This is a genomic window from Rhizobium sp. BT-226 (genome assembly GCF_025847085.2).
Lineage (GTDB): Bacteria > Pseudomonadota > Alphaproteobacteria > Rhizobiales > Rhizobiaceae > Rhizobium > Rhizobium sophorae.
Genome location: NZ_JAOYTI010000002.1, coordinates 1,520,937 through 1,540,780, shown reverse-complemented (window position 1 = coordinate 1,540,780; position 19,844 = coordinate 1,520,937). Strand labels below are relative to the sequence as shown.

The window sequence follows — 19,844 nt, the reverse complement described above, 5'->3', positions numbered from 1 at the left end:
GAACGATCAGCGCAAACGCGATGGTCACGCAGTGGATTGTTCACAAGTCTCAACCGGGTGGTAACCGCGATTGACGGCAAGAGCAAGCGCCGCTTCCGGCGCAGTCAGTGGTGGCCTCAGCTGATGACCTGGTAGCAGACCTTCGCAGTGCCGGAGCTCACCATGCCGATATTCTGGGCGGCGGCGCGCGACAAGTCGATCACACGACCTCGGATGAACGGACCACGATCGTTGATGCGAACGACGACGGTGCGGCCATTGTTGCGGTTGGTGACCTTCACCTTGGTGCCGAAAGCAAGCGAACGATGTGCGGCAGTCAAGATGGCAGGGTTCATACGTTCCCCGGAAGCAGTTTTGGAGCGAAGTGCGTACCATGAAGCACCGCCACAGCCATTTGCAGCAAAACCTTCCGCCGGAAGCATGGAAGAACAGGCGGCAATAGTTGCGGCAACGATAATAGAACGACGTATTTTCTTCAAAACAGAGTATCCCTCAACTATTGAACTCACGCCCTTGCAGGCGGCGGGGCTTAAATCTGTGAAAAAGTGGCGAAAAAGTGCCGGGCAAGTTCACGGAATATTACAAACTGTAACATTCGTGAGGGCGGTGATGGAATCTCAGGAATCCATGCCACCGCCAAATGTGGAAAAAACCTAATAAAATCAGCTAAAATCCGAACGAATTTTCCGAAGGGATAGTTAACGCCTTAGCGTTCACGAAAATCGCGAAAATATTTTTCCGATTTCGCCATATTTGCTGCCACATTTGGGCAAATTTAAAGGCCGTTAACCATAAGATGCGGCGAAAATTGTCCGACCAAAGCGGGAAAGTTGGAATTTCCTACTCATTTTGGGTGAGCGCATTGCGTCGCAAACAGGACTGCGTTCTAACCACGCCAGCGCCCGTCCTGCCACAATTGCGCAAGCGACATCGGATAGTTCGGGAAGGAGAATTCGAAGCCGGTGGCCTTGAGTTTCGCATTCGAGATGCGTTTGTTCTCGCCATAGAAGGAGCGTGCCATCGGCGTCAGTTCGGCGGTCTCGAACGCCTGCTCGGGTGGCGGTTCGACGCCCATCAGGCGGGCTGCCTCGACGATCACATCCTGCGGCGGGCCGGGCCGGTCGTCGGTGACATTATAGATGCCGCCGAGACCGCGCTCCGACAGGAAGCGTGTCGCCGTACCGATATCCTCGACGCGGATGCGGTTGAACACCTGGTCCTTCTTGATCAGCCGTCGCGCCGTGCCCTTGTCCAGATTGCAGAAGGCGTTGCGGCCCGGCCCATAGATGCCGGAAAGGCGCAGCACCGCCGCCGGCACGCCGCGTTCCCGGCCCATTGCCAGCCAGCCGTCTTCCGCCTCGAGCCGCTCCTTCGATCGCCCGGAAACGGGCACGCACGGCGTTTCCTCACTCACCCAGGCGCCCTTGTGATCGCCATAGACGCCGACGGTGGAGAGATAACCGATCCATTCGAGCTTTGGCAGCAGGCGTGCGCTGTCTTTATCAAGCAGCCGCAGCAGCGGGTCGGCCTTTCCAGGGGCGATCGACTGCACCAGATGAGTAACGCCGTCCAAAGCCTGGCGCAGCCCGTCTTCCATGCTCTCGCCGTCGAAAAGGAATGCCTCTATGCCGTTCCGGCTAAGCGCTTCCATCTTGTCTGGCGAGCGCGTCGTGCCGGAAACGCACACGCCGTCGCCGGCAAAGGCCTTGGCGATTGCCGTGCCGGAATAACCGCAGCCAAAGATCATCACATGCATCAGCCCACTCCCGCCAATCGCCATTCGTTCAGGACGTCGTCATCTCTCTCATCCGCCCTTTGTGCGGCAAAGACTGAGAATTCGCCAGCCTCCATCAGCCGCGAAAGCGCCCAGACCGCCATGCCGCGTACCACGGGTGAGGGATCGCCCGAAAGCATTCGACATTGCCCGATGAGCCCTTTCTCGCCGGAATTGCCGGCGGCGATCAGCACGTTGCGGACGAAGCGGTCGCGGCCGATCCGCTTCACCGGCGAGCCGCTGAAAAAGGCACGGAAGGCGGCATCGTCGAGTGTCAGCAGAAAGGCGATCGACGGCTCCTTCAGATCTTCCCGCGCCTTGAGCTTCATCTCGGAGGCGGAACTTGCGAACTTGTTCCAGGGACAGGCGGCAAGACAGTCGTCGCAGCCATAGACGCGGTTGCCGATCAGCGCGCGCAAATCGGCATCGATCGGTCCCTTGTGCTCGATGGTGAGATAGGAGATGCAGCGCCGCGCGTCGATCTGATAAGGCGCCGGGAAGGCCGCCGTCGGACAGATGTCGAGGCAGGCGCGGCAGGAGCCGCAATGATCGCTCTCCGGCGCATCGATGGCAAGATCGGCGGTGGTGAACATCGTGCCGAGAAACAGCCAGGAACCGTGCGTGCGGCTGACGAGATTGGTGTGTTTGCCCTGCCAGCCGAGTCCGGCTGCCGCCGCCAGCGGTTTCTCCATGACCGGCGCCGTATCGACGAAGACCTTCACATCGGCGCCCGCTCGCGCCGCAAAGCGCGTGGCGATCTCCTTCAGCCGGCCCTTGATGACGTCGTGATAATCGCGGTTGCGGGCATAGACCGAAATCGCTGCCTTGTCCGGCTTGTCGAGAATGCCGCGGGGATCTTCTTCCGGGGCGTAATTCAGGCCGAAGACGACGACGGAGCGCACCTCGCTCCAGAGTGTCAGCGGATCGCCGCGCCGGTCGCTCGTCTCCGCCATCCAGTCCATGGTCCCGTGGCGCCCGGCATCGATGAACTGGCCGAGGCGCTCCTTGGCTTCGGGGATCGCGTCCGGGCGCGTGATGCGGCAGAGATCGAAGCCCTTGGCGGCAGATTCCGACCGGACGAACTCGGTCAAATTGTCGCGGCGGCGGCGCTCTTTGTCGTCATTGTCAGGTTCGGGCATGAAGAGCCCTCGTCAGAAATCCAGATCGGCATAGTGTGAAACCGGTGTCAGGCCGCGCACGCGCTCGGTCAGCATCGGCCGGAAGGATGGACGCGACTTCAGCCGCTGGTACCAGTCCTTGACGACGGGCGAATCCGCCCACTCGATCTCGCCGAGATAATCGAGGATCGAGATCGAGGCCGCGGCGGCAAGGTCGGCATAGCTCATCCGCTCGCCCGCCAGCCACTGGCGCGAGCCGGCAAGCCAGGTGAGATAGCGCATATGCTGGCGGATATTCGCGCGGGCCGTGCGCAGAACCTTCGAATCCGGCGCTCCGCCGCCCTGATCGGCGGTCATTTGCAACTTATAGACACGCTCGCGGGCGAGCGGCTTGGTCACGTCATTTTCCATCTTCTGCATGAACCATTCGGTCAGCCGGCGGATTTCCGCCCGCTGGAAAGGGTCTTCGGCGAGCAGCCGCCGGTCGCGCTTCAAGACGCCGTGCGTCTCGTCCAGATATTCGGAAATAACGCTCGCGCCGCAAAGCGCGCGCATGCTGTCGTCAACATAGACAGGCAGCGTGCCGGCCGGATTGAGCGCCAGGAAATCCCGGCGCTTCTCCCATGTCTGCTCCTCGATCAGATCCGCCTGATAGCCGTATTCCGCCAGGATCAGCCGGACGAAGCGAGATGCGGATGACATGGGATGATGATAAAGCGTGGGCATCGATACTCGAGCTTTGTGATTGCTGTTACAGGACTGTGTGGCAGCTCAATTATAGCGCCCTAGTCATGACTCATTGGTTGAAGCTATAGGAGCTTGGCCCCGCCAATACAAGCGAATCGGATTTTACCCCATCTGACGATGGCGAAACACGGTCTAATGAACGAATGGAAGCGGCGACCTGATCGACCCAAGCGCTCAGGCCCGGCCGAACTTTAAACCGGAGACAATGTATGGATTATATCAGTGCTATCATTCTCGGTATCATAGAGGGGATCACCGAGTTTCTGCCGATCTCGAGCACCGGCCACCTGATCATTGCGGAACAATGGCTCGGCCACCGGTCGGACATGTTCAATATCGTCATTCAGGCGGGCGCCATCCTCGCCGTCACCATCATTTACTGGCGTCGTCTGGTGGATCTGGTGCTTGGCTGGCGCGACCCTGCCAACCGCGATTATGCGGCCAAGCTGATCGTCGCCTTTCTCATCACCGCCATTCTCGGACTGGTCGTCAAGAAGCTCGGCTTTGAACTGCCGGAGACCGCGACACCGATCGCCTGGGCGCTCATCATCGGCGGTATCTGGATGATCTTTGCCGAGTGGGCCGCTGCGCGCAGGCCGCCCCATAAAGAGATCACCTGGCTTGTCGCCATCCTAGTCGGCATCGCCCAGATCGTTGCCGGCGTCTTCCCGGGAACGTCGCGCTCTGGCGCCACGATCTTCGTCGCCATGCTGGCAGGCACGGGCAACCGCGCCGCGGCGACCGAATTCGCCTTTCTCGTCGGCATACCCACAATGTACGCCGCAAGCGGCTATGAATTGCTGAAGACGTTCAGGGATGGCGGAGCGGCGGGCGAAGACTGGACGGCGCTCGGCATCGCCTTCGTCGTGTCCACGATCGTCGCTTTCATCGCCGTCAAATGGCTGCTGGCCTATATCAGAAGCAACCGGTTTACGCTGTTTGCCATCTACCGCATCATTCTCGGTGTTTTGCTGCTCGGCATGGCCGCGACCGGCTTCATTGCCTGAGACATCCGTCCCGCATTGCATTCGCGCAACTCCTGGCGCGAATGCAAATGCCCCGTCGGACTCCGCGAACAGACACTCTGTTGCCGGCAGAAGCCGCCAATCTTTCAGATAGGCGATATTGAGAGGATAAGCGTCCGCCGCCGCTTGAAGCAGGCGTGGCTGACGTTCATTGTGGAGCGCGCTGTTTAAGGCGTTCCGATCGACTGCTTGCTTGGAGCAGGATGCCGGCGCAGGGCCGGCCTTTTCGTCAATGGATGATCGAAGCCGTAGAGCAAGGATCGACGCCGTAGGCCGGCGAGCAATCGCCCTTTACCGCCGCGACCGAACCGGGCGCAACGAAAGAGCCTGCAAGGATAACCAGCGCCGCACACGCAAACAGGAGCGCGATTGACTTGCCCATCGAGAAATGCCTTTCACAGTGATTGCCGCACGCTTTTCGCAGGCGTTGAGTCCGTTGGAAGACGCGCGGGTTTGGTAGTCAGTGGAATGACAAATAGCAATAAACGTTCCTGCTAAATTTGGCGTTAATTCCACAAAAATTCCGATGCGTCTTTTATGCAACGCTACTGAATATGCCGAGCACCAGAACACTTCAAACTTGCGCCGGGCTTTGCGGGACACGGCAACGTCAAAAGGCCGCCCGCGACATCCGCAGACGGCCAAGTTTCATCATGTGGAAAAGATGGTCAGGCGGCCTTGCCGGTGCCGGTGTATTGGCCGTGCGGACGATAGTGCACGAGATAGGAGCCGAGCACCGATGCCACCATGGTGGGCGCGATGCCGAGGCCCTTCAGCGTGCGGCCTTCCGCCTCAGCTTCCCGGGAGACGATGTTGTCGCGCTTCAGCAGGCGCACCTGATCCGGCGTGATCGGCGGCGTTATGAAGGGGACCAGCGAGGCGATGCTGCCGATCATCGAAGCGATGCTGAAGGGCAGGGATACCAGCGGGTTCTTGCGGCACGTCACCTTCAGCATCGTTTCGAGACATTCGCGGAAGCTCAGCACCTCAGGCCCGCCAAGCTCATAGACCTTGCCGCCGGCAACCTTGCCGTCGACGGCGCGGGCGACGGCCTCGGCGACATCCTCGACATAGACAGGCTGGAATTTCGTCTTGCCACCGCCGACGAGCGGCAGGATCGGCGATATGCGCGCCATCTCGGCAAACTTGTTGAAGAAGCTGTCTTCCGGTCCGAAGACGATCGACGGACGGAAGATCACCGCATCGGGCTTGATTGAGAGGATGGCCGTTTCGGCGCGACCCTTGGTGCGGCCATAGTCGGAATCGGATTTCGCGTCGGCGCCGATCGCCGAAATATGCGTCAGCGTCGCACCTGCGCCGCGCGTCGCTTCGGCAATCGCACGAGCGCCGAATTCCTGCACGGCGTCGAAAGTGTTGCGGCCGGTCTCATGCAGAATGCCGACGCAGTTGACGACGTGGCTCGCACCGTCGACGGCGCGGTCGATCGAGCTGCGGTAGCGCAGGTTCGCCTGCACGAAGGAGATCTGGCCGACATTGCCGAGCGGCTGCAGGAAGCCGGCGAGATCGGGACGGCGCACTGCGACGCGGATGTTATAGCCGCGCTTGGCCAGCGCCCGAACCACGTGCCTGCCCACGAAGCCGGACCCTCCGAACACGGTGACGAGCGGCGGCAGGTTGGCAAGGGTCATGGCAGGCTCCTCGAAAGGCTTTGCGGGATGCTGAATTGGCTCTCGTCTTAGCCGAATCCCGACGCGACGGGAAGGCCCATCACGCCGTCAGTTTTTTAAGATGTGACGTCGATCAGACGCCCTCGACGACGACCATTTCCGCATCCGCGACTTCCTGGCGGATTTTCGCGGCGACCTGGTATTCCGGCGAATTATAGCAGTCGACGGCATGCTGCATCGAGGGGAATTCGATCACCACGTTGCGGACGCGCGCCTTGCCCTCGAGTTCGGTAAAGGCGCCACCGCGCGCCAGGAAATTGGCGCCATATTTTTCGAAGGCCGGCTTGGCCGCCGCCACGTAATCCTTGTAGCGCTCGGCATCGCGAACGTCGACGCGGGCGATCCAGTATCCTTTGGCCATGGTCTTCTCCCTTTAATTTAGCGGTTTGCCGGCCAGAGCGCGCTCACCATTTCGCTGAGGATCGCGCGGGCGGCATCGCGGGGATCCGGCGCCTTGACGACAGGCCGGCCGACGACAAGATGCGTCGCTCCTGCCTTCAGCGCGTCGAAAGGCGTCATCACCCGCTTCTGGTCGCCTTTGTCGCTACCATCAGGGCGAATGCCGGGGGTGACGATTGCCATGTCGGGTCCGACGATCTCGCGCACCGCAGCCGCTTCCTCCGCCGAGCAGACGATACCGCCCATGCCGGCGGCGCGCGCCTGTTCGGCGCGGCGCAGCACCAGGCTGTGCGGATCCTGGCTGTAGCCGGCATCGGCAAGGTCATCGGCATCCATCGAGGTCAGCACGGTCACGCCGAGCAGGCAGAGGCCGGAGCCGGACGCGGCCTCGACCGCCGCCTTCATCGCTTTCGGATAGGCGTGCAGCGTCAGCATCGACATGCCCATCTTGACGATGTTCTCGACGCCGGAGGCAACGGTGTTGTCGATGTCGAGCAGCTTCATGTCGAGAAAGATCTTCTTGCCGCTTGCGGCAAGATCGCGGGCGAATTCCAGGCCGCCGGCAAAGACCAGCTGATAGCCGATCTTATAGAAGAGAATGTCGTCGCCGAGCGTGGAAACCAGTCTTTCCGCCTCGCCGATCGTTGGAACATCCAGGCCGACGATCAACCGCTCGCGTGCGTCCATCTGAAGTCACCCCTGCCAGTCTTCGATGGGTGTCCAGTCGCATGATAAGCGCCGATCCGCAAGACCGAAAGCATAGAGATTGCCGCCGCCGCCAGGCTGGTCGCGGTCGCGGCCAATCGGCCTGCCCGCCAGATGGCATTTGAGCAGCGTGCCGACGCCGCCATGGCCGACGAAGGCGATCGGTGCTGCCGCATCATGCGTGGCCAGAACGGTGTTGACGGCCGCGACGATGCGGGCCTGCGCATCGGCGGCCCGCTCCCAGCCCCTGAAGCTCTCCTGCGGGTGAGCGAAGAACCAGTTGGCTGCCTCTTCGAACTTGTCCGGCGGCAGAAAGCCCGTGGCAGAGCGATCGTTCTCATGCGTGCCATGCACGATCTCGATTGTCACGCCCGCGGCTTCGGCCAGGATTTCCGCGGTTTCGATCGCTTTCGTCTCGTCGCTGGAGATGATGCGGGTCAGCCGTTTCGCCCAATTGCTCGACGCAGCCTTACGGGCACGCTCAGCGCCGATGTCGGAGAGACCCCACTTGGGAACGGGAACCTGTGGGTCGATTTTGACCTGGGGGTGGGTGATATAGAGTCCGAACACTTATCCTCGCCGATAGATCCAGAGTTGAGCTGGAGGAATATTGCGCACGACGAAATCAAAATGATGAATGCTGTAACGATCGGCGTTGGCAGCGATCGGCGAGATCGCGCCGTAGGAAATCTGCACCACCGGCCGCCCGGCAGGCAGGCGATCGAGCAGGTTTTCGAGCAGCGAGACCCGCATTGCCATCGGGAAGTTCAGCAGCGGAATGCACGAGATGACGCAATCGAATGTCCGGTCGCCGTAATCGCCGAGCGTGGTCTTGAGATCGAAAGCGTCGCCGTTGATGAAGTGCACGCCGGGATAGGTCCGCAGCAGATGTTGGTGGAAATCCGTCGAATATTCGATCGCGACCAGATTTTCCGGCCTCACGCCGCGGCCGAGAATGGCCTTGGTGATGGCGCCGGTGCCCGGTCCGAGTTCGAGCACCGGCAGGCCGGAATTGGTGTCGATGACGCTTGCCATGCGCTTCGCCGTGATCGAGGAGGTCGGTACGATCGAGCCCACCGTCTTCGGCCCCTGCATCATGCCTCGGAAGAAGCGGATCTCGTCGTCGAACTTCTTGCCCAGCCGTTCCTTCACCTTGACCCGTAAGCGCATTCTCCACCCATCTGCATGTTGATCGAATGCCTTAATATGCCGCTTGTCGCTTAAGGGACAAGGATTTTCGCAACAAGAACATCGGCGTCAACAGTTCATGCAGCTTTCGGCGCTGAACCCGGCATGAGATCGGCGAGCTTTTCGCTCAAGTGATCGGCGTCGACTGGAGCACGCAGCTTCACGTCGGTATTGTCGAAATAGAGATAGACGTCGCGGCCCTTGTTGCACGCCGGTAGAGGCGCCAGCACCCGCGTCGCATTCTCGGGTTCTCCGCCCGTGGCCCAGGCGCGGATGCGTTGCGCCCAGATGTCGAGTGCTTCGTCCTCATAGCCGCTGACATAGAGCTTTTCGGAGCCATGCAGGCGGCAATAGACGAAATCGGCGGTGATATCCATCAGCAGCGGCCATTTCACCGTATCGGCACAGACAAGCGCGACCTTGTGACGCCTGAGCATCTCGATGAAAGCCGGCGAGCGGAAACTCTCGTGGCGGATTTCGAGCGCGTGGCGGATCGGCTGGTGCCCGTCGCTTTCAAGCCAGGCTCGCCCCTTGACGTGTCCGTCGTGCCGCCGGGCCAGGTCTGCCGCCGTTTCCCCATTATGCGGCAACAACGCCAGGAAATTCTCGAAAAGATCAGGATCGAAGGCCATGTTCGGCGGGAATTGCCAGAGGATCGGCCCGAGCTTGGGGCCAAGCCGCAGCAGGCCGGAGGCGAGGAAATTGGCGAGCGCCGTCTCGATATCGCGCAGCCGCAGCATATGGGTGATGAAGCGCGGTCCCTTGACCGCGAAGACGAAATCATCCGGCGTTTCATCCCGCCAGCGGCCGAAGCTTTCGGGCCGCTGCAAGCTGTAGAATGTGCCGTTGATTTCGATCGACCGGAAGTGCTGGGCGGCGTAGGAAAGCTCCTGCTTCTGCGGCAAGTCCTCCGGGTAGAATTGGCCGCGCCAGGGCGCATAGGTCCAGCCGGATATGCCGATACGCACCGCTCCCGTCTTTTTGGCCATGAGATCCTCCGTTTTGACAGGAGGAAAAACGGCAGCGGGCGGCCTTCGTTCCGGTCAGACGCGCATCGGCATCAGCACGTAGAGCGCATCGTCGCCAGCCGTGTCGCGGATCAGTGTCGGCGAGCCGGCATCGGCAAGCAGGAAGATCGCTTCCTCGCCGGAAAGCTGGGCGGTGATGTCGAGCAAATATTTGGCGTTGAAGCCGATTTCCATCGCATCCGTGTCGTAGCCGACGGCGACTTCCTCAGTCGCGCTGCCGGAGTCTGGATTGTTGACGGTCAGCATCAACTGCCCCTCGGAAAGCGCCAGCTTGACGGCGCGTCCACGCTCGGAGGAGATTGTCGAGACACGGTCGACGGCCTGTGCGAAGCTCGTGCAGTCGACGCGCATTTCCTTGTCGTTGCCGGTCGGGATGACGCGCTGATAATCCGGGAAGGTGCCGTCGATCAGTTTCGAGGTCATGACGATCGAGCCGATCGTCAGCCGGATCTTGGCGTCGGAAACCTCGACGGTCACCGTCGTTTCGGGATTGTCGACCAGCTTCTGCAACTCGCCGACCGTCTTGCGCGGAATGATGATGCCGGGCATGCCCTCGGAGCCGGAGGGCGCATCGACATCGGCGCGCGCCAGCCGGTGGCCGTCGGTCGCAACCGCCCTGAGTTTCAGCTGGCCATTGCTCTCGATCGTGTGGAAGAAGATGCCGTTGAGATAATAACGCGTCTCTTCCGTCGAAATCGCGAACTGCGTGCGGTCGATCAGCATCTTCAGATCGGTCGCCTTCAGCTTGAAGGAATGCGTGAAGGTGCCGGCTGTGAGATCAGGGAAGTCCGATTCCGGCAGGCACTGCAGCGAGAATTTCGAGCGGCCGGACTGCACGGTCATCGCGCCGCCATCGGGGCTGGTGGCAAGCAGCACTTCCGAGCCGTCGGAAAGCTTGCGCACGATGTCGTAGAGAAGATGGGCCGGAACGGTGGTTGCGCCGGGCTGCTCGACGCTTGCTGGTGTCGCCTCGGTGATTTCGAGGTCGAGGTCGGTCGCCTTCATGTCGAGCTTCTGGCCGTCGGCCTTGAGCAATACGTTGGACAGGATCGGGATCGTGTTGCGACGTTCGACCACGCGGTGGACGTGGTTCAGCGATTTCAACAGGTTTGACCGCTCAATAGTAATACGCATGGGATGCTACCGCTTTCGACCGTGACTGTCCGGGCGCGTCGAGCACCCGAAGAATGCTGTCCCGGCTTGCGGCCGGGGGAGTGGACGGGCAAAATGGCAGACTTCAGCATTGCTTTGCAAGAGGCATGGACGCCGGCACCCCTGCATTTGCGGTTTTCCAGAGCAATGCTCACAGAAATCCAAACCCTTGCCGAAGCGGTGCGGCTCGCCCATAAGGGTTCGATGCCGGCGACGAGCCGGCGGGACGAAAGCAAATGGCATGAATGAGGAAACGACAGCGGACGCCGCCAGCTGGCGAAGCTTCCGCCTGCACAATGCAACGGTGCCGGCACGGCCGCTGGAGTCGGCGCTCTATCTCGTCGCCACCCCCATCGGCAATCTCGGCGACATCACCCTGCGGGCGCTCGAAACGCTGGCCGGCGCCGACGTGCTTGCCTGCGAAGATACGCGCGTCACCCGCGTGCTGCTTGACCGCTACGGCATCCAGAACCGCCCCTTCGCCTATCACGAGCACAATGCCGACGAGGCCGGTCCCAGGCTGCTGCAGGCGCTCGAAGCCGGGCGTTCGGTGGCGCTGGTTTCCGATGCCGGCACGCCGCTGGTCTCCGATCCTGGCTATCGGCTGGCGCAGCAGGCGATAGTGGCAGGTTACCGCGTCATTCCCATTCCCGGCGCCTCCGCCCCGCTCGCAGCGCTTGTCGGCTCCGGCCTGCCGAACGATGCTTTCTTTTTCGCCGGTTTCCTGCCGGCCAAGGACAAGGCCCGCCGCGACCGTCTCGGTGAACTTGCCGCAGTACCCGCGACGCTGATCTTCTTTGAATCGCCGCATCGCATCGGCGCAACGCTTCTGGCTGCCGCCGATGTGCTCGGGCCCACGCGGCCCGCCTCCGTCTGCCGCGAGCTGACCAAGACATTTGAGGAGTTCCGCCGCGGCACGCTTGCGGAGCTTGCGGCGCATTATCAGCAGGTGGAAAACGTCAAGGGCGAGATCGTCCTCGTGATCGGTCCGCCGGAGCCGGTCGAGACGGATGAGGCCGATGTCGACGCCATGCTGGCCGACCTGTCGAAGACCATGCCGACGGCAGGCGCCGCGACCGAGGCGGCCCGCCTCACCGGCCTGCCGCGCAAGGTCCTCTATCAGCGCCTGCTGGAGATCAAGAACGCCGATGGGCGATAGTGATCTCACCGCGATCAGAAGGAAGGCGCTGCGCCGGGGCCGCATGTCGGAATATGTCGCGGCCGCCTTCCTGATGCTGAAGGGTTACCGCATCCTGGCGCTGCGCCACCGCACCAGGCTCGGCGAGATCGACATCATCGCCCGCAAGGGCGATCTCGCCGTCTTCGTCGAGGTCAAGGCCCGCCATGGCGAGGCCGCGGCGGTCGATGCCGTCTCTGTCGCCTCGCAGAAGCGGATACGGGCGGCAAGCGATCTCTGGCTCGCCCGCCAGGCGGATCAGGCCCGCCTTTCCCAGCGCTATGATATCGTCGCGATCATGCCCGGCCGGCTGCCGCGGCACTTTCCGGATGCCTTCTGACCTCTTTCGACCCATCGGATTTCCGGATCGTTAAAATTTTAGCTCCCGCTTGAACCAGGTCCTTACGACTCTCTGCTATCGCGGTCTTGGTAGGGATAACAATTGGGGGTTGTTTCATGGCCTGGAAGCTGATGCTTGCAAGTGCGGTCGCCATGGCCGCGCGCTCGGTGCCGTATGCGGTGGCGAAGCCGGCCGGAAAATCCTTCGTGGCGCATGCGAGCGATCTGCTGCCGCTTAAATCCACGCCCATCAATCCGGACTGGATCGTCAGCGGCAATCCGCAGGCCCGCACCGCCGAACATTCGCGCGGCCATGACGAGGCCTCGCTGACGGCGATCTGGGATTGCACGGCGGGCGAATTCCGCTGGTATTTCGGCTGGGACGAGACGGTGATGATCCTCGAAGGCGAGGTCCATATCACTGCCGAGGACGGCACCGAACGAACGCTCTGCGCCGGCGACGTCGCCTTTTTCGCCGGTGGAACCTGGGCGAGCTGGCGGGTCGACAATTACGTCCGCAAGGTCGCCTTCCTGCGCAAGCCCTTCCCGAAGCCCTTGGCGATCGCCTACCGCCTCCGCAACATGCTGCGCAACAACGGCAACCAGGGCATCGCTGCCTGAAAACTGCGACCGGAAGCCCTTGATTGCCCGTTGCGTTTGATATCTGGCCGACCTACATCTGTCCGGCATTCAGCGAGGGATGGAAATGGCCAAGATCACCAATGTAGCGGTCCAGATGGACCATGTCGCCGGCATCAATATCGCAGGCGATTCCACCTTCGCCATGAGCCTGGAAGCCCAAGTGCGCGGCTACAAGCTCTTCCACTATACCCCCGAGCGCCTGAGCTTTCGCGACGGCAAGCTCTATGCCAGCGTCGAGCCGATGCTGCTGCGCGACGTCAAGGGCGATCACTTTGAGCTTGGCACGCCCGAGCGCGTCGATCTCTCGACCATGGACGTCGTGCTGCTGCGCCAGGACCCGCCCTTCGACATGGCCTATATAACCTCGACGCATCTGCTCGAGCGCATCCATCCGAAGACGCTCGTCGTCAACGATCCGGCCTGGGTGCGCAATTCGCCGGAAAAAATCTTCGTCACCGAATTCTCCGACCTGATGCCGAAGACTTTGATCACCAAGGATGCCGCCGAGATCCGCCGCTTCCGCGACGAGATGGGCGACATCATCCTGAAACCGCTCTACGGCAATGGCGGCGCCGGCGTCTTCCATTCGACCCGCGACGACCGCAACCTCTCTTCGTTGCTGGAAATGTTCGGCCAGCTTTTCCGCGAGCCCTTCATCGCCCAGCAATATCTGCCCGACGTGCGCAAGGGCGACAAACGCATCATCCTGGTCGACGGCGAATTCGCGGGCGCCATCAACCGCGTGCCGGCCGAACACGACAGCCGCTCCAACATGCATGTCGGCGGCCGCGCCGAGGCGACCGAACTGACGCCGCGCGAACAGGAAATCTGCACCCGCATCGGCCCGGCGCTGAGGGAGCGCGGCTTCCTGCTCGTCGGCATCGATGTGATCGGCGATTACATGACCGAGATCAACGTCACCTCGCCCACAGGCATCCGCGAGGTCAAGAAGTTCGGCGGCGCCGATATAGCAGCGCTGCTTTGGGATGCGATCGAGCGCAAGCGCGGCTGAGCGAGCCGCCCATGACCGTTGTGGTCCCGCGACCGAGCACAACCAAGGTCACAGCGGATGCCTGACTATGTTCTTTGATTGTTCTTGTTTTATTCCAGCTTCCATGCCAGATTGCAACCGCTGGCCCTGAACGGCCGGGGGCGGTATAAGAGTTTGCGGGACAAGGGATGGGCATATGGTCGCGCGTGTCAGTACGGTGGCATTTCAGGGCATCGAAGGTGTGCCGGTCGAGGTCCAGGTCATGGTCGCTCCCGGCAAGGTCGGCATGCAGATCGTCGGTCTGCCCGACAAGGCGGTTGCCGAAAGCCGCGAGCGCGTGCAGGCGGCCCTCCACGCCTCCGGCCTGGCGCTGCCGGCCAAGCGCGTGACGGTCAATCTGGCGCCTGCCGACCTGCCGAAGGAAGGGGTGCCAAAGCCACATTAGTTTTTTTGTATGGAGGCGAACCGCCTGCGGCGTAGGGCTATTCACCGATATTCGTCTCCATACAAAATAATGAGACATACGGAGCAACTGCCGAAAGACTCCTGTGAAAGCTGGTGCTCTTTCCAGAAACTTGGCAGGCATTTCGGGCATCTGAGGCAACAACCTCGGGGGCGGCCTTCGGCTGCCTAACGTAAAGTTGCCTCTGCTGTCGACCCAGCGAACGTAAGTGGGTCCTCAAGACGGGTTTCACGAATGTGCGCAATCTCCCCGCCCCACCCGACACCCGACCAACGCGGAAGATCCTTCTGTGGCATCCGCAAAGACGGCACTGGGGTCACCTCTACCTCCAGAGAGATAGCGCGTGGCAACCTATAGAAAAATCATTGTCTTTTCGCGTATATCTGTATTTATGTGATCGTCGCGGGGCGATTCGGAGGTATTGATAAGGAGCTGACCGCGTGATTTGTCGTAGTGATGATGAACGTATTGAATGCGAGATTATCGTTGTGTGATTTAATACGTGAAAGGATTCGTTTCTATACATTCAAGGATTCGATCTCTTCTAAGATTGATTCAGGATGGTGGATTTCAAGGACTGGATCCTTGATTAGACATTGTTTGGAGGAGCTCATGGATTCGCCTCCGTGCGGTCGGTGATGGATTTGCCTCCCTGTGAAAGGATTCAGAGATCAACGTGAACGAGACGTTCGTCTTTCAGATTCAAGGTCACCCGACTCGGTACCACCTCACGCCCCTTCTTCTGCTCTACGGATCGGATTTTTGTACGAGTTTCGCGAGGGTGTGGCGCACTATCTATGGGTCCTCGGAATATTCCCCTGCAACGAGTTACGCTTACTTCAAGCGAATGGTGAGATTTTTTCTCGTTATAGGAGAAAAAGGAATAGTAAATCCACAAAGTGCTGAAGGCAGGATACATCGTTGCTACAGTTTATTCCGAGGGAAAATTCCAGAGACGGAAGACTTAGAGCAGTGTTTGTCAAATACCTTTGACGCGTTGTGCGACGGAAATGACACTTCGTTTGGTGCAATAAGCAGTCCAAGTTCGATAAATTCAGAAATAGATACTATAAAATCTGTCCTGGGTGCCTTTTCCAGGGTTGGCTTCGCTCCAAAGTTTACATTCAGTGCTGGACTTCCCGAAGACAAGGAGGCGCGGACGCCGACTCTGGCAACTCTCGCTAGAGAAGCAGGGAGGTTCTCCACGACCCATCTCGGGCGCCTTCAAGCAGCGGAAGCGTTCGTCAAGCATAATGCCGATATGTTGATGGAGCTCCGGCGATGCCTCTGCGAGGAGTTTAGCATTGAGTACGACCGCTTCCTTCGGGGCAAAAGACTTCAGGAAGATCCCCGGCTTCCGGATGAAGCAGCGATCATCTCCCTATTAGGCGAGTGCAACCAGGCCAAAGGGGACGTCAGAGAGTGGTTCCGGAGTAGGCTCGGCATTGACGATGATCTATACGAAGGCCTCGTGTTTAAGCTGGTTTCGGCTACCCTTCACCGGGGGCTGGTGGTGAAGAGTCGGAAGTTGGCGACGCTGATGAAGAGCGTCGGGGATCCATTATGGATCCAAGGCCATATCCAGGCGACTGCCGTGGCATTGAATGCAGCGTTCCATATTGTGATCATCGATTCGGCGTTCAACAGTCAGCCATGCAAAGACCTGAAGATCAACGCTATCTCGGGAAGGGAGAGGCGCGGCCGATTTGAGCTCGTCACAGCGACGAGCACCAAAAACCGCAAAAATGGTGCCCGGAACAGTAAACAGAATGAGGTCGACGCTCCTCTCGTGGATGAAGGAGGTTGGCTGCCAAAAAAAGTTGGCGAGCAAATCTCCGCAAAGCGAGTTATCGAGCAGTGGCTGGAGATGACGAGCATGCTGCGTTCCAGCCCACAGATCAGAAAGACTGATCGCGATAGGCTATGGATCTTTCAGCGCCCCTTGGAGCCCACGATAAGATCACGCCTCCAATCGATTGACTCTGAATGGTGGCCGGCCTTCCTACAGCGTCAGGCGAAGAACGCCCTGATTGGAGGATTGCGTATAACCAGGATGGTTATTCGGCGGACCGCACTAAACCGAAGTGCTGAAATGGACGATTTCGGGCTGGCGATGAACCAGGAGCTAGGGAACCACTCCGACGGGTTCATGCCGTTCTTCTATCTCGACAAGAACGGAGCCAAGGCGGTCCTAGAGGAAATGATCAGGAAATTTGCGGATAAATGGGAAGCGATTGCACTTTACGGAATCCCTCATGCCGCGAAAGTCCTGGGGATCAACGAGCAGGAGCTGCATCGGCGAAAGCTACTCGGATTGGAGTCTGGTCTGCAGTTTGCGCAGGTCGACCGCAAGTCGCCGCGGACGTCTCCGTCCGAAGAGAAGGACACTGAGGAACTGCCTCTCATCGACAAGAACGCGAGGGTGCTGCGTATCTCCGATAAATCCATGGCTGAGCTCTATTTGGCGAAGCTGGGACTGGAACGGCGTGCAGAGCGCATGCTGTCAACAAACCCCTCCCGCTTCTTACGGGTGTGGCTTCCCTGGACAGCTATTGTCGACAGTTACATCCTCAAGATTCAGGAGAGCAGGTTCTGGAGCGCTTTTGAGCGAATATGCAGTGATATCGATGCGAAACTCTCAGAAGGCAAGGCGACGGTACCATGTCTTTGGTGATTTGATGTCCAGGCTAGCCACCCCTCGTCACAACGGCCTTCATGCTGGTCAACGGCATTATGAGGCGATCTCAGTTCTTCCACACCGGCGCTGGCTCAAGAGCGGCTCGTTCCTGGAGAACAAATGGATTATCGAAACCGAAGATCCCGAGACGAAGCGCTTTACAGAAGAAGAGATCGATTTCGATGTTCCCCTAACGGGCTGGCCTGACCAGTTGCTCCTCACGGACCCGGTGCTGGAGCACGATCTGATCACAGCCAAAAGATTTGTGTTCTTTGTGCAAGAGCCGAAGCCACTGGGCTGGGCCCGAGTGGCTGCCTCCGCTGAACGCGAATACCAACACTTGGTGCAGTTCACCCGCTGGCGGCTGGCCCGCGGTATAATGTTCAATGCCGATCTGACAAAGGAATGGCATGCAGAGTACGTGGACTCGTTGAAGGAAGGGGGCAGTGAAGGTCTTTTACAGATGGAGCCTCAGGCCAGCCGACTGGTTCAGGCTTTCCGGCAGAATGCACTTCAGGTCCCACTCAACGAAAATGGCCGTGTTGATGGCCTCCGTCTCGCTCGCTTGATGGGAGTTTCACACGGCAACTCGATAACCCCCGAGGCCCGCAGCGTTCTGGACGCCTACTTCAACGACGTGGGATTGTTGCGTACAAGGCACGGGCGCCGCGGTCTACAAATGCCGCGGGCTGAGGGAAACGAGGATCCTAACGAGAACACCGTTTACAAGAAGGTAGCTGTTTGGCATCACCTTTGGTATTTCAGGGAAAAGCTGAATCACGATCCCATAGGCTGCAAAATCTATCATAATAAAAAGGAGGTTGCTGCAGCGATAAAGGGATGGACAAGGCGAAGCGAAGTCACCGATGATCCTCCCGCATATCAAACTAGCTGGCTCATCAATGCCGCGCTCACTCTAGTCTTAGATGAGTGCGCTTCAGACATCATCGAAATTGCCAACGCCGGATTGTCTGAGCGTGGAGTTCCGCATGCTCTTATCGCAGCGAATAGCGTAGCCGGTAAGCTTCAGGCTCTTGGTTTTCCGGACCTGAAGCTAGCGTTTAGGGAGCCGCGACGCAGCCCGGAAGATGAAGGCATCGATCTCAGAACGCTGACATACGAGATCCTTCCCGCCGCATGTGCGATCATCATAACCGCCTTTTCCGCGCGACGAGCAGAAGAAGCAATGTCTTTGAAGCCCGACTGTATCGAGGCTGATGAAAACGGAAATCTATGGCTTAAGACCCTTATCGAAAAGGGGCGGGGTCAGGTGGACCGGGTTCCCGTTCCACGCTCTGTCAAAGCTGCTGTCGACGTCCTAAGGAAACTGAGAGCGATTCGTCCTTCGCCACCAGGAGATTTTCTATTCGATTTCCAATGTGGTTTTTCTGGTCGCAGTTACAGCTTTGATCTCGCTACTGGACTAAAGAAATTCAGCGCCTGGGCTCGCGTCCCAGAGGTAAAGGGCGAGGGCTTCTGGGCGTTCGCCCCACACCAACTTCGCAAATTTTTCGGCGTCACATATTTCTGGAGATATTCGTTCCCGTCTCTCATCGCCTTGAGTCTCCAGTACCGTCACTTCAATCCTGAGACGACAATGGGCTACATCACGACCAAGGCCAAGGACATGCTGCGGATCTGGGATGAGAGCAATGCCGAAAATTCACGGAAGAGCCCAGCGGCGAAAGCGGCGATCGATCGCCTGGCTACCATTGAAAGCGGTCGCCTGGCATTCGTGAGAGATGTTTTGCGTAGGGTGGCATCTGGAGAGACGATGGCTGGCCCCATGGGAAAGCTGATCACTGCGCAGGTCAAGGAGATACAGAACCGGTTCAACTCCTCGCTACAGCTTTCCCAGGCAGAGAGGGGGGCGGAGGGTTTTGAAGTAGCTCTCAATGCCCTCGCGGCCTCAGTCCGGCTGAAGGCTCACCCAGAGGGTCACGGTCTATGCGGTTTGGAGGGGAACTTGCAGGACGTCCGCAATGCGAATTGCCTTCTGCTGAAGCAGCGCCTCACAGGAGCTGCACCCCAGGCGGCGACCGGACCGGCATTCGATTTTGCGGATGATATTGGCTGCTTGCAGTGTCCGCACCAAGCTCGACTCCCGGAGTTCCAGAACTATTGGGACGATGCTCTAGGTGAGGTGGACGCGGCGATGGAGTTTGCCAGCGCTGGCCAGCAGGAACTATTGCGGGAACGGCAGCGGCTTATAGTCATTCACACAGGAAAATATGATGCCTGAAGATCCGCCATCAGCTCGAGCGAAACGTCTGCCGCGTGAGGAGAAGCGGCCTTTCATTGAAAAGACCTTGGCAGCCAAGATTGCTCGCATGGAAGAGATTCTTGCGACCTGGAAGCGCCTCCGACGGAAGACAGATGATTTCTGGCCTAAGACAAGGAAAGAACTCCGCAATTGGGATGATCCCGCCCGGAGCATCTTCAAGTTTTCGGACCCTGGGATAACGTCCCCCAAAAAAAACGACCCTCTACAAAAGCCGCTAGTAGATTTGATGATACAGTTCGAATCTGTGAGGGACAGACTAAAGAATTTCAAAGAGGCCGGAGATCCAGAAATTATCAAAAAGGCGAACAAGGATTTGAAGCATTTGAATTTTGAGTTAATGTCTCAAATATCGAGATTACAACTTATTGCAACTGAATTCAGAAAAGAGATAAAGAGAAAAATACCTGATAGCAAGTATCTCCGTCGAGAGTGGGATATCTTATAGTA

The 19,844-nt window shown here is 59.2% G+C and carries 21 protein-coding genes and 1 pseudogene; 11 read left to right on the top strand and 11 right to left on the bottom strand.

Annotated features, from left to right (window positions below):
* Positions 1–116: 116 nt before the first annotated feature.
* A complete protein-coding gene (locus OIU37_RS17835; RefSeq protein WP_018244428.1) occupies positions 117–479 on the bottom strand; it encodes a septal ring lytic transglycosylase RlpA family protein in 363 nt (120 codons plus the stop codon).
* Here OIU37_RS17835 and OIU37_RS17830 point away from each other — a divergent pair.
* On the top strand, positions 421–657 hold the full coding sequence (locus OIU37_RS17830) for a hypothetical protein (protein ID WP_264258505.1): 237 nt from the start codon (positions 421–423) through the stop codon (positions 655–657). The two genes, OIU37_RS17835 and OIU37_RS17830, sit on opposite strands and share 59 nt — an antisense overlap.
* Positions 658–886: 229 nt before the next feature.
* On the opposite strand, the gene OIU37_RS17825 is transcribed toward OIU37_RS17830, so the two are convergent.
* From OIU37_RS17825 to OIU37_RS17815, 3 genes are read right to left on the bottom strand one after another with little or no spacing between them, the layout of a single operon-like run.
* Positions 887–1,756 (bottom strand): SDR family oxidoreductase, encoded by an 870-nt coding sequence (locus OIU37_RS17825; RefSeq protein WP_171601887.1) that lies wholly within the window; start codon positions 1,754–1,756, stop codon positions 887–889.
* A complete protein-coding gene (gene queG, locus OIU37_RS17820; RefSeq protein WP_264258193.1) occupies positions 1,756–2,913 on the bottom strand; it encodes a tRNA epoxyqueuosine(34) reductase QueG in 1,158 nt (385 codons plus the stop codon). Before queG ends, OIU37_RS17825 begins: the two co-directional genes overlap by 1 nt.
* Before the next feature lie 12 nt (positions 2,914–2,925).
* Entirely contained in the window at positions 2,926–3,618 is a 693-nt protein-coding gene (locus OIU37_RS17815; protein WP_003544722.1) for a glutathione S-transferase family protein, read from the bottom strand.
* Between the two features lie 230 nt (positions 3,619–3,848).
* Here OIU37_RS17815 and OIU37_RS17810 point away from each other — a divergent pair, with 230 nt between their 5' ends.
* On the top strand, positions 3,849–4,646 hold the full coding sequence (locus OIU37_RS17810) for an undecaprenyl-diphosphate phosphatase (RefSeq protein ID WP_168308008.1): 798 nt from the start codon (positions 3,849–3,851) through the stop codon (positions 4,644–4,646).
* Positions 4,647–5,332: 686 nt separating this feature from the next.
* Here OIU37_RS17810 and OIU37_RS17805 read toward each other — a convergent pair.
* The 7 genes from OIU37_RS17805 to dnaN form a co-directional block, all read right to left on the bottom strand.
* Complete coding sequence (locus tag OIU37_RS17805; protein WP_171601882.1) at positions 5,333–6,313, bottom strand: complex I NDUFA9 subunit family protein; 981 nt, start codon at positions 6,311–6,313, stop codon at positions 5,333–5,335.
* A gap of 112 nt (positions 6,314–6,425) precedes the next feature.
* Positions 6,426–6,713 carry a DUF1330 domain-containing protein gene (locus tag OIU37_RS17800; protein WP_171601881.1) on the bottom strand — a complete coding sequence of 96 codons (288 nt, stop codon included), beginning with the start codon at positions 6,711–6,713 and terminating at the stop codon, positions 6,426–6,428.
* A gap of 17 nt (positions 6,714–6,730) precedes the next feature.
* Entirely contained in the window at positions 6,731–7,438 is a 708-nt protein-coding gene (gene pyrF / locus OIU37_RS17795; RefSeq protein ID WP_171601880.1) for an orotidine-5'-phosphate decarboxylase, read from the bottom strand.
* Between the two features lie 6 nt (positions 7,439–7,444).
* Positions 7,445–8,026 carry a histidine phosphatase family protein gene (locus OIU37_RS17790; protein ID WP_171601879.1) on the bottom strand — a complete coding sequence of 194 codons (582 nt, stop codon included), beginning with the start codon at positions 8,024–8,026 and terminating at the stop codon, positions 7,445–7,447.
* Positions 8,027–8,626, bottom strand: a complete 600-nt coding sequence (gene pmtA / locus OIU37_RS17785; RefSeq protein ID WP_171601878.1) for a phospholipid N-methyltransferase PmtA — start codon at positions 8,624–8,626, stop codon at positions 8,027–8,029.
* Between the two features lie 95 nt (positions 8,627–8,721).
* Positions 8,722–9,633 carry a DUF72 domain-containing protein gene (locus tag OIU37_RS17780; protein WP_264258192.1) on the bottom strand — a complete coding sequence of 304 codons (912 nt, stop codon included), beginning with the start codon at positions 9,631–9,633 and terminating at the stop codon, positions 8,722–8,724.
* Positions 9,634–9,687: 54 nt separating this feature from the next.
* Complete coding sequence (gene dnaN, locus OIU37_RS17775) at positions 9,688–10,806, bottom strand: DNA polymerase III subunit beta (protein WP_003555981.1); 1,119 nt, start codon at positions 10,804–10,806, stop codon at positions 9,688–9,690.
* A 93-nt stretch (positions 10,807–10,899) separates the two neighbouring features.
* Between dnaN and OIU37_RS17770 the strand changes: the two genes are divergently transcribed.
* The 9 genes and pseudogenes from OIU37_RS17770 (at position 10,900) to OIU37_RS17730 (ending at position 19,842) form a co-directional block, all read left to right on the top strand.
* Positions 10,900–11,073, top strand: coding sequence for a methyltransferase (locus OIU37_RS17770; RefSeq protein WP_168314398.1), 174 nt, complete (start codon positions 10,900–10,902; stop codon positions 11,071–11,073).
* The gene (gene rsmI, locus OIU37_RS17765; protein ID WP_240604242.1) at positions 11,066–11,983 is read left to right on the top strand and encodes a 16S rRNA (cytidine(1402)-2'-O)-methyltransferase; all 918 of its coding nucleotides are present in this window, start codon (positions 11,066–11,068) and stop codon (positions 11,981–11,983) included. The genes OIU37_RS17770 and rsmI overlap by 8 nt, the downstream gene beginning before the upstream one ends.
* Positions 11,973–12,341 carry a YraN family protein gene (locus OIU37_RS17760; protein ID WP_240604241.1) on the top strand — a complete coding sequence of 123 codons (369 nt, stop codon included), beginning with the start codon at positions 11,973–11,975 and terminating at the stop codon, positions 12,339–12,341. Before rsmI ends, OIU37_RS17760 begins: the two co-directional genes overlap by 11 nt.
* Before the next feature lie 116 nt (positions 12,342–12,457).
* Positions 12,458–12,961: a cupin domain-containing protein gene (locus OIU37_RS17755; RefSeq protein WP_151519483.1), complete on the top strand. Its 504-nt coding sequence runs from the start codon at positions 12,458–12,460 to the stop codon at positions 12,959–12,961.
* A gap of 85 nt (positions 12,962–13,046) precedes the next feature.
* A complete protein-coding gene (gene gshB, locus OIU37_RS17750; RefSeq protein WP_264258191.1) occupies positions 13,047–13,994 on the top strand; it encodes a glutathione synthase in 948 nt (315 codons plus the stop codon).
* 175 nt (positions 13,995–14,169) lie between these two features.
* Positions 14,170–14,400: pseudogene (locus OIU37_RS17745) on the top strand (magnesium chelatase domain-containing protein); the annotation flags it as partial.
* 712 nt (positions 14,401–15,112) lie between these two features.
* Complete coding sequence (locus tag OIU37_RS17740; protein WP_264258190.1) at positions 15,113–17,110, top strand: hypothetical protein; 1,998 nt, start codon at positions 15,113–15,115, stop codon at positions 17,108–17,110.
* 4 nt (positions 17,111–17,114) lie between these two features.
* Positions 17,115–19,355, top strand: coding sequence for a hypothetical protein (locus tag OIU37_RS17735; protein ID WP_264258189.1), 2,241 nt, complete (start codon positions 17,115–17,117; stop codon positions 19,353–19,355).
* On the top strand, positions 19,348–19,842 hold the full coding sequence (locus OIU37_RS17730) for a hypothetical protein (protein ID WP_264258188.1): 495 nt from the start codon (positions 19,348–19,350) through the stop codon (positions 19,840–19,842). Before OIU37_RS17735 ends, OIU37_RS17730 begins: the two co-directional genes overlap by 8 nt.
* The last annotated feature ends 2 nt before the right edge of the window (positions 19,843–19,844 follow it).

Coding starts and splice junctions, on each gene's coding strand:
- dnaN (WP_003555981.1), bottom strand. CDS start 10,806: ATGCGTATTACTATTGAGCGGTCAAACCTGTTGAAATCGCTGAACCAC.
- rsmI (WP_240604242.1), top strand. CDS start 11,066: ATGAATGAGGAAACGACAGCGGACGCCGCCAGCTGGCGAAGCTTCCGC.
- pyrF (WP_171601880.1), bottom strand. CDS start 7,438: ATGGACGCACGCGAGCGGTTGATCGTCGGCCTGGATGTTCCAACGATC.
- OIU37_RS17810 (WP_168308008.1), top strand. CDS start 3,849: ATGGATTATATCAGTGCTATCATTCTCGGTATCATAGAGGGGATCACC.
- queG (WP_264258193.1), bottom strand. CDS start 2,913: ATGCCCGAACCTGACAATGACGACAAAGAGCGCCGCCGCCGCGACAAT.
- OIU37_RS17770 (WP_168314398.1), top strand. CDS start 10,900: ATGGCAGACTTCAGCATTGCTTTGCAAGAGGCATGGACGCCGGCACCC.
- OIU37_RS17730 (WP_264258188.1), top strand. CDS start 19,348: ATGCCTGAAGATCCGCCATCAGCTCGAGCGAAACGTCTGCCGCGTGAG.
- OIU37_RS17760 (WP_240604241.1), top strand. CDS start 11,973: ATGGGCGATAGTGATCTCACCGCGATCAGAAGGAAGGCGCTGCGCCGG.
- OIU37_RS17815 (WP_003544722.1), bottom strand. CDS start 3,618: ATGCCCACGCTTTATCATCATCCCATGTCATCCGCATCTCGCTTCGTC.
- OIU37_RS17830 (WP_264258505.1), top strand. CDS start 421: ATGGAAGAACAGGCGGCAATAGTTGCGGCAACGATAATAGAACGACGT.
- OIU37_RS17825 (WP_171601887.1), bottom strand. CDS start 1,756: ATGCATGTGATGATCTTTGGCTGCGGTTATTCCGGCACGGCAATCGCC.
- OIU37_RS17755 (WP_151519483.1), top strand. CDS start 12,458: ATGGCCTGGAAGCTGATGCTTGCAAGTGCGGTCGCCATGGCCGCGCGC.
- OIU37_RS17805 (WP_171601882.1), bottom strand. CDS start 6,313: ATGACCCTTGCCAACCTGCCGCCGCTCGTCACCGTGTTCGGAGGGTCC.
- OIU37_RS17780 (WP_264258192.1), bottom strand. CDS start 9,633: ATGGCCAAAAAGACGGGAGCGGTGCGTATCGGCATATCCGGCTGGACC.
- pmtA (WP_171601878.1), bottom strand. CDS start 8,626: ATGCGCTTACGGGTCAAGGTGAAGGAACGGCTGGGCAAGAAGTTCGAC.
- OIU37_RS17800 (WP_171601881.1), bottom strand. CDS start 6,713: ATGGCCAAAGGATACTGGATCGCCCGCGTCGACGTTCGCGATGCCGAG.
- OIU37_RS17735 (WP_264258189.1), top strand. CDS start 17,115: ATGTCCAGGCTAGCCACCCCTCGTCACAACGGCCTTCATGCTGGTCAA.
- gshB (WP_264258191.1), top strand. CDS start 13,047: ATGGCCAAGATCACCAATGTAGCGGTCCAGATGGACCATGTCGCCGGC.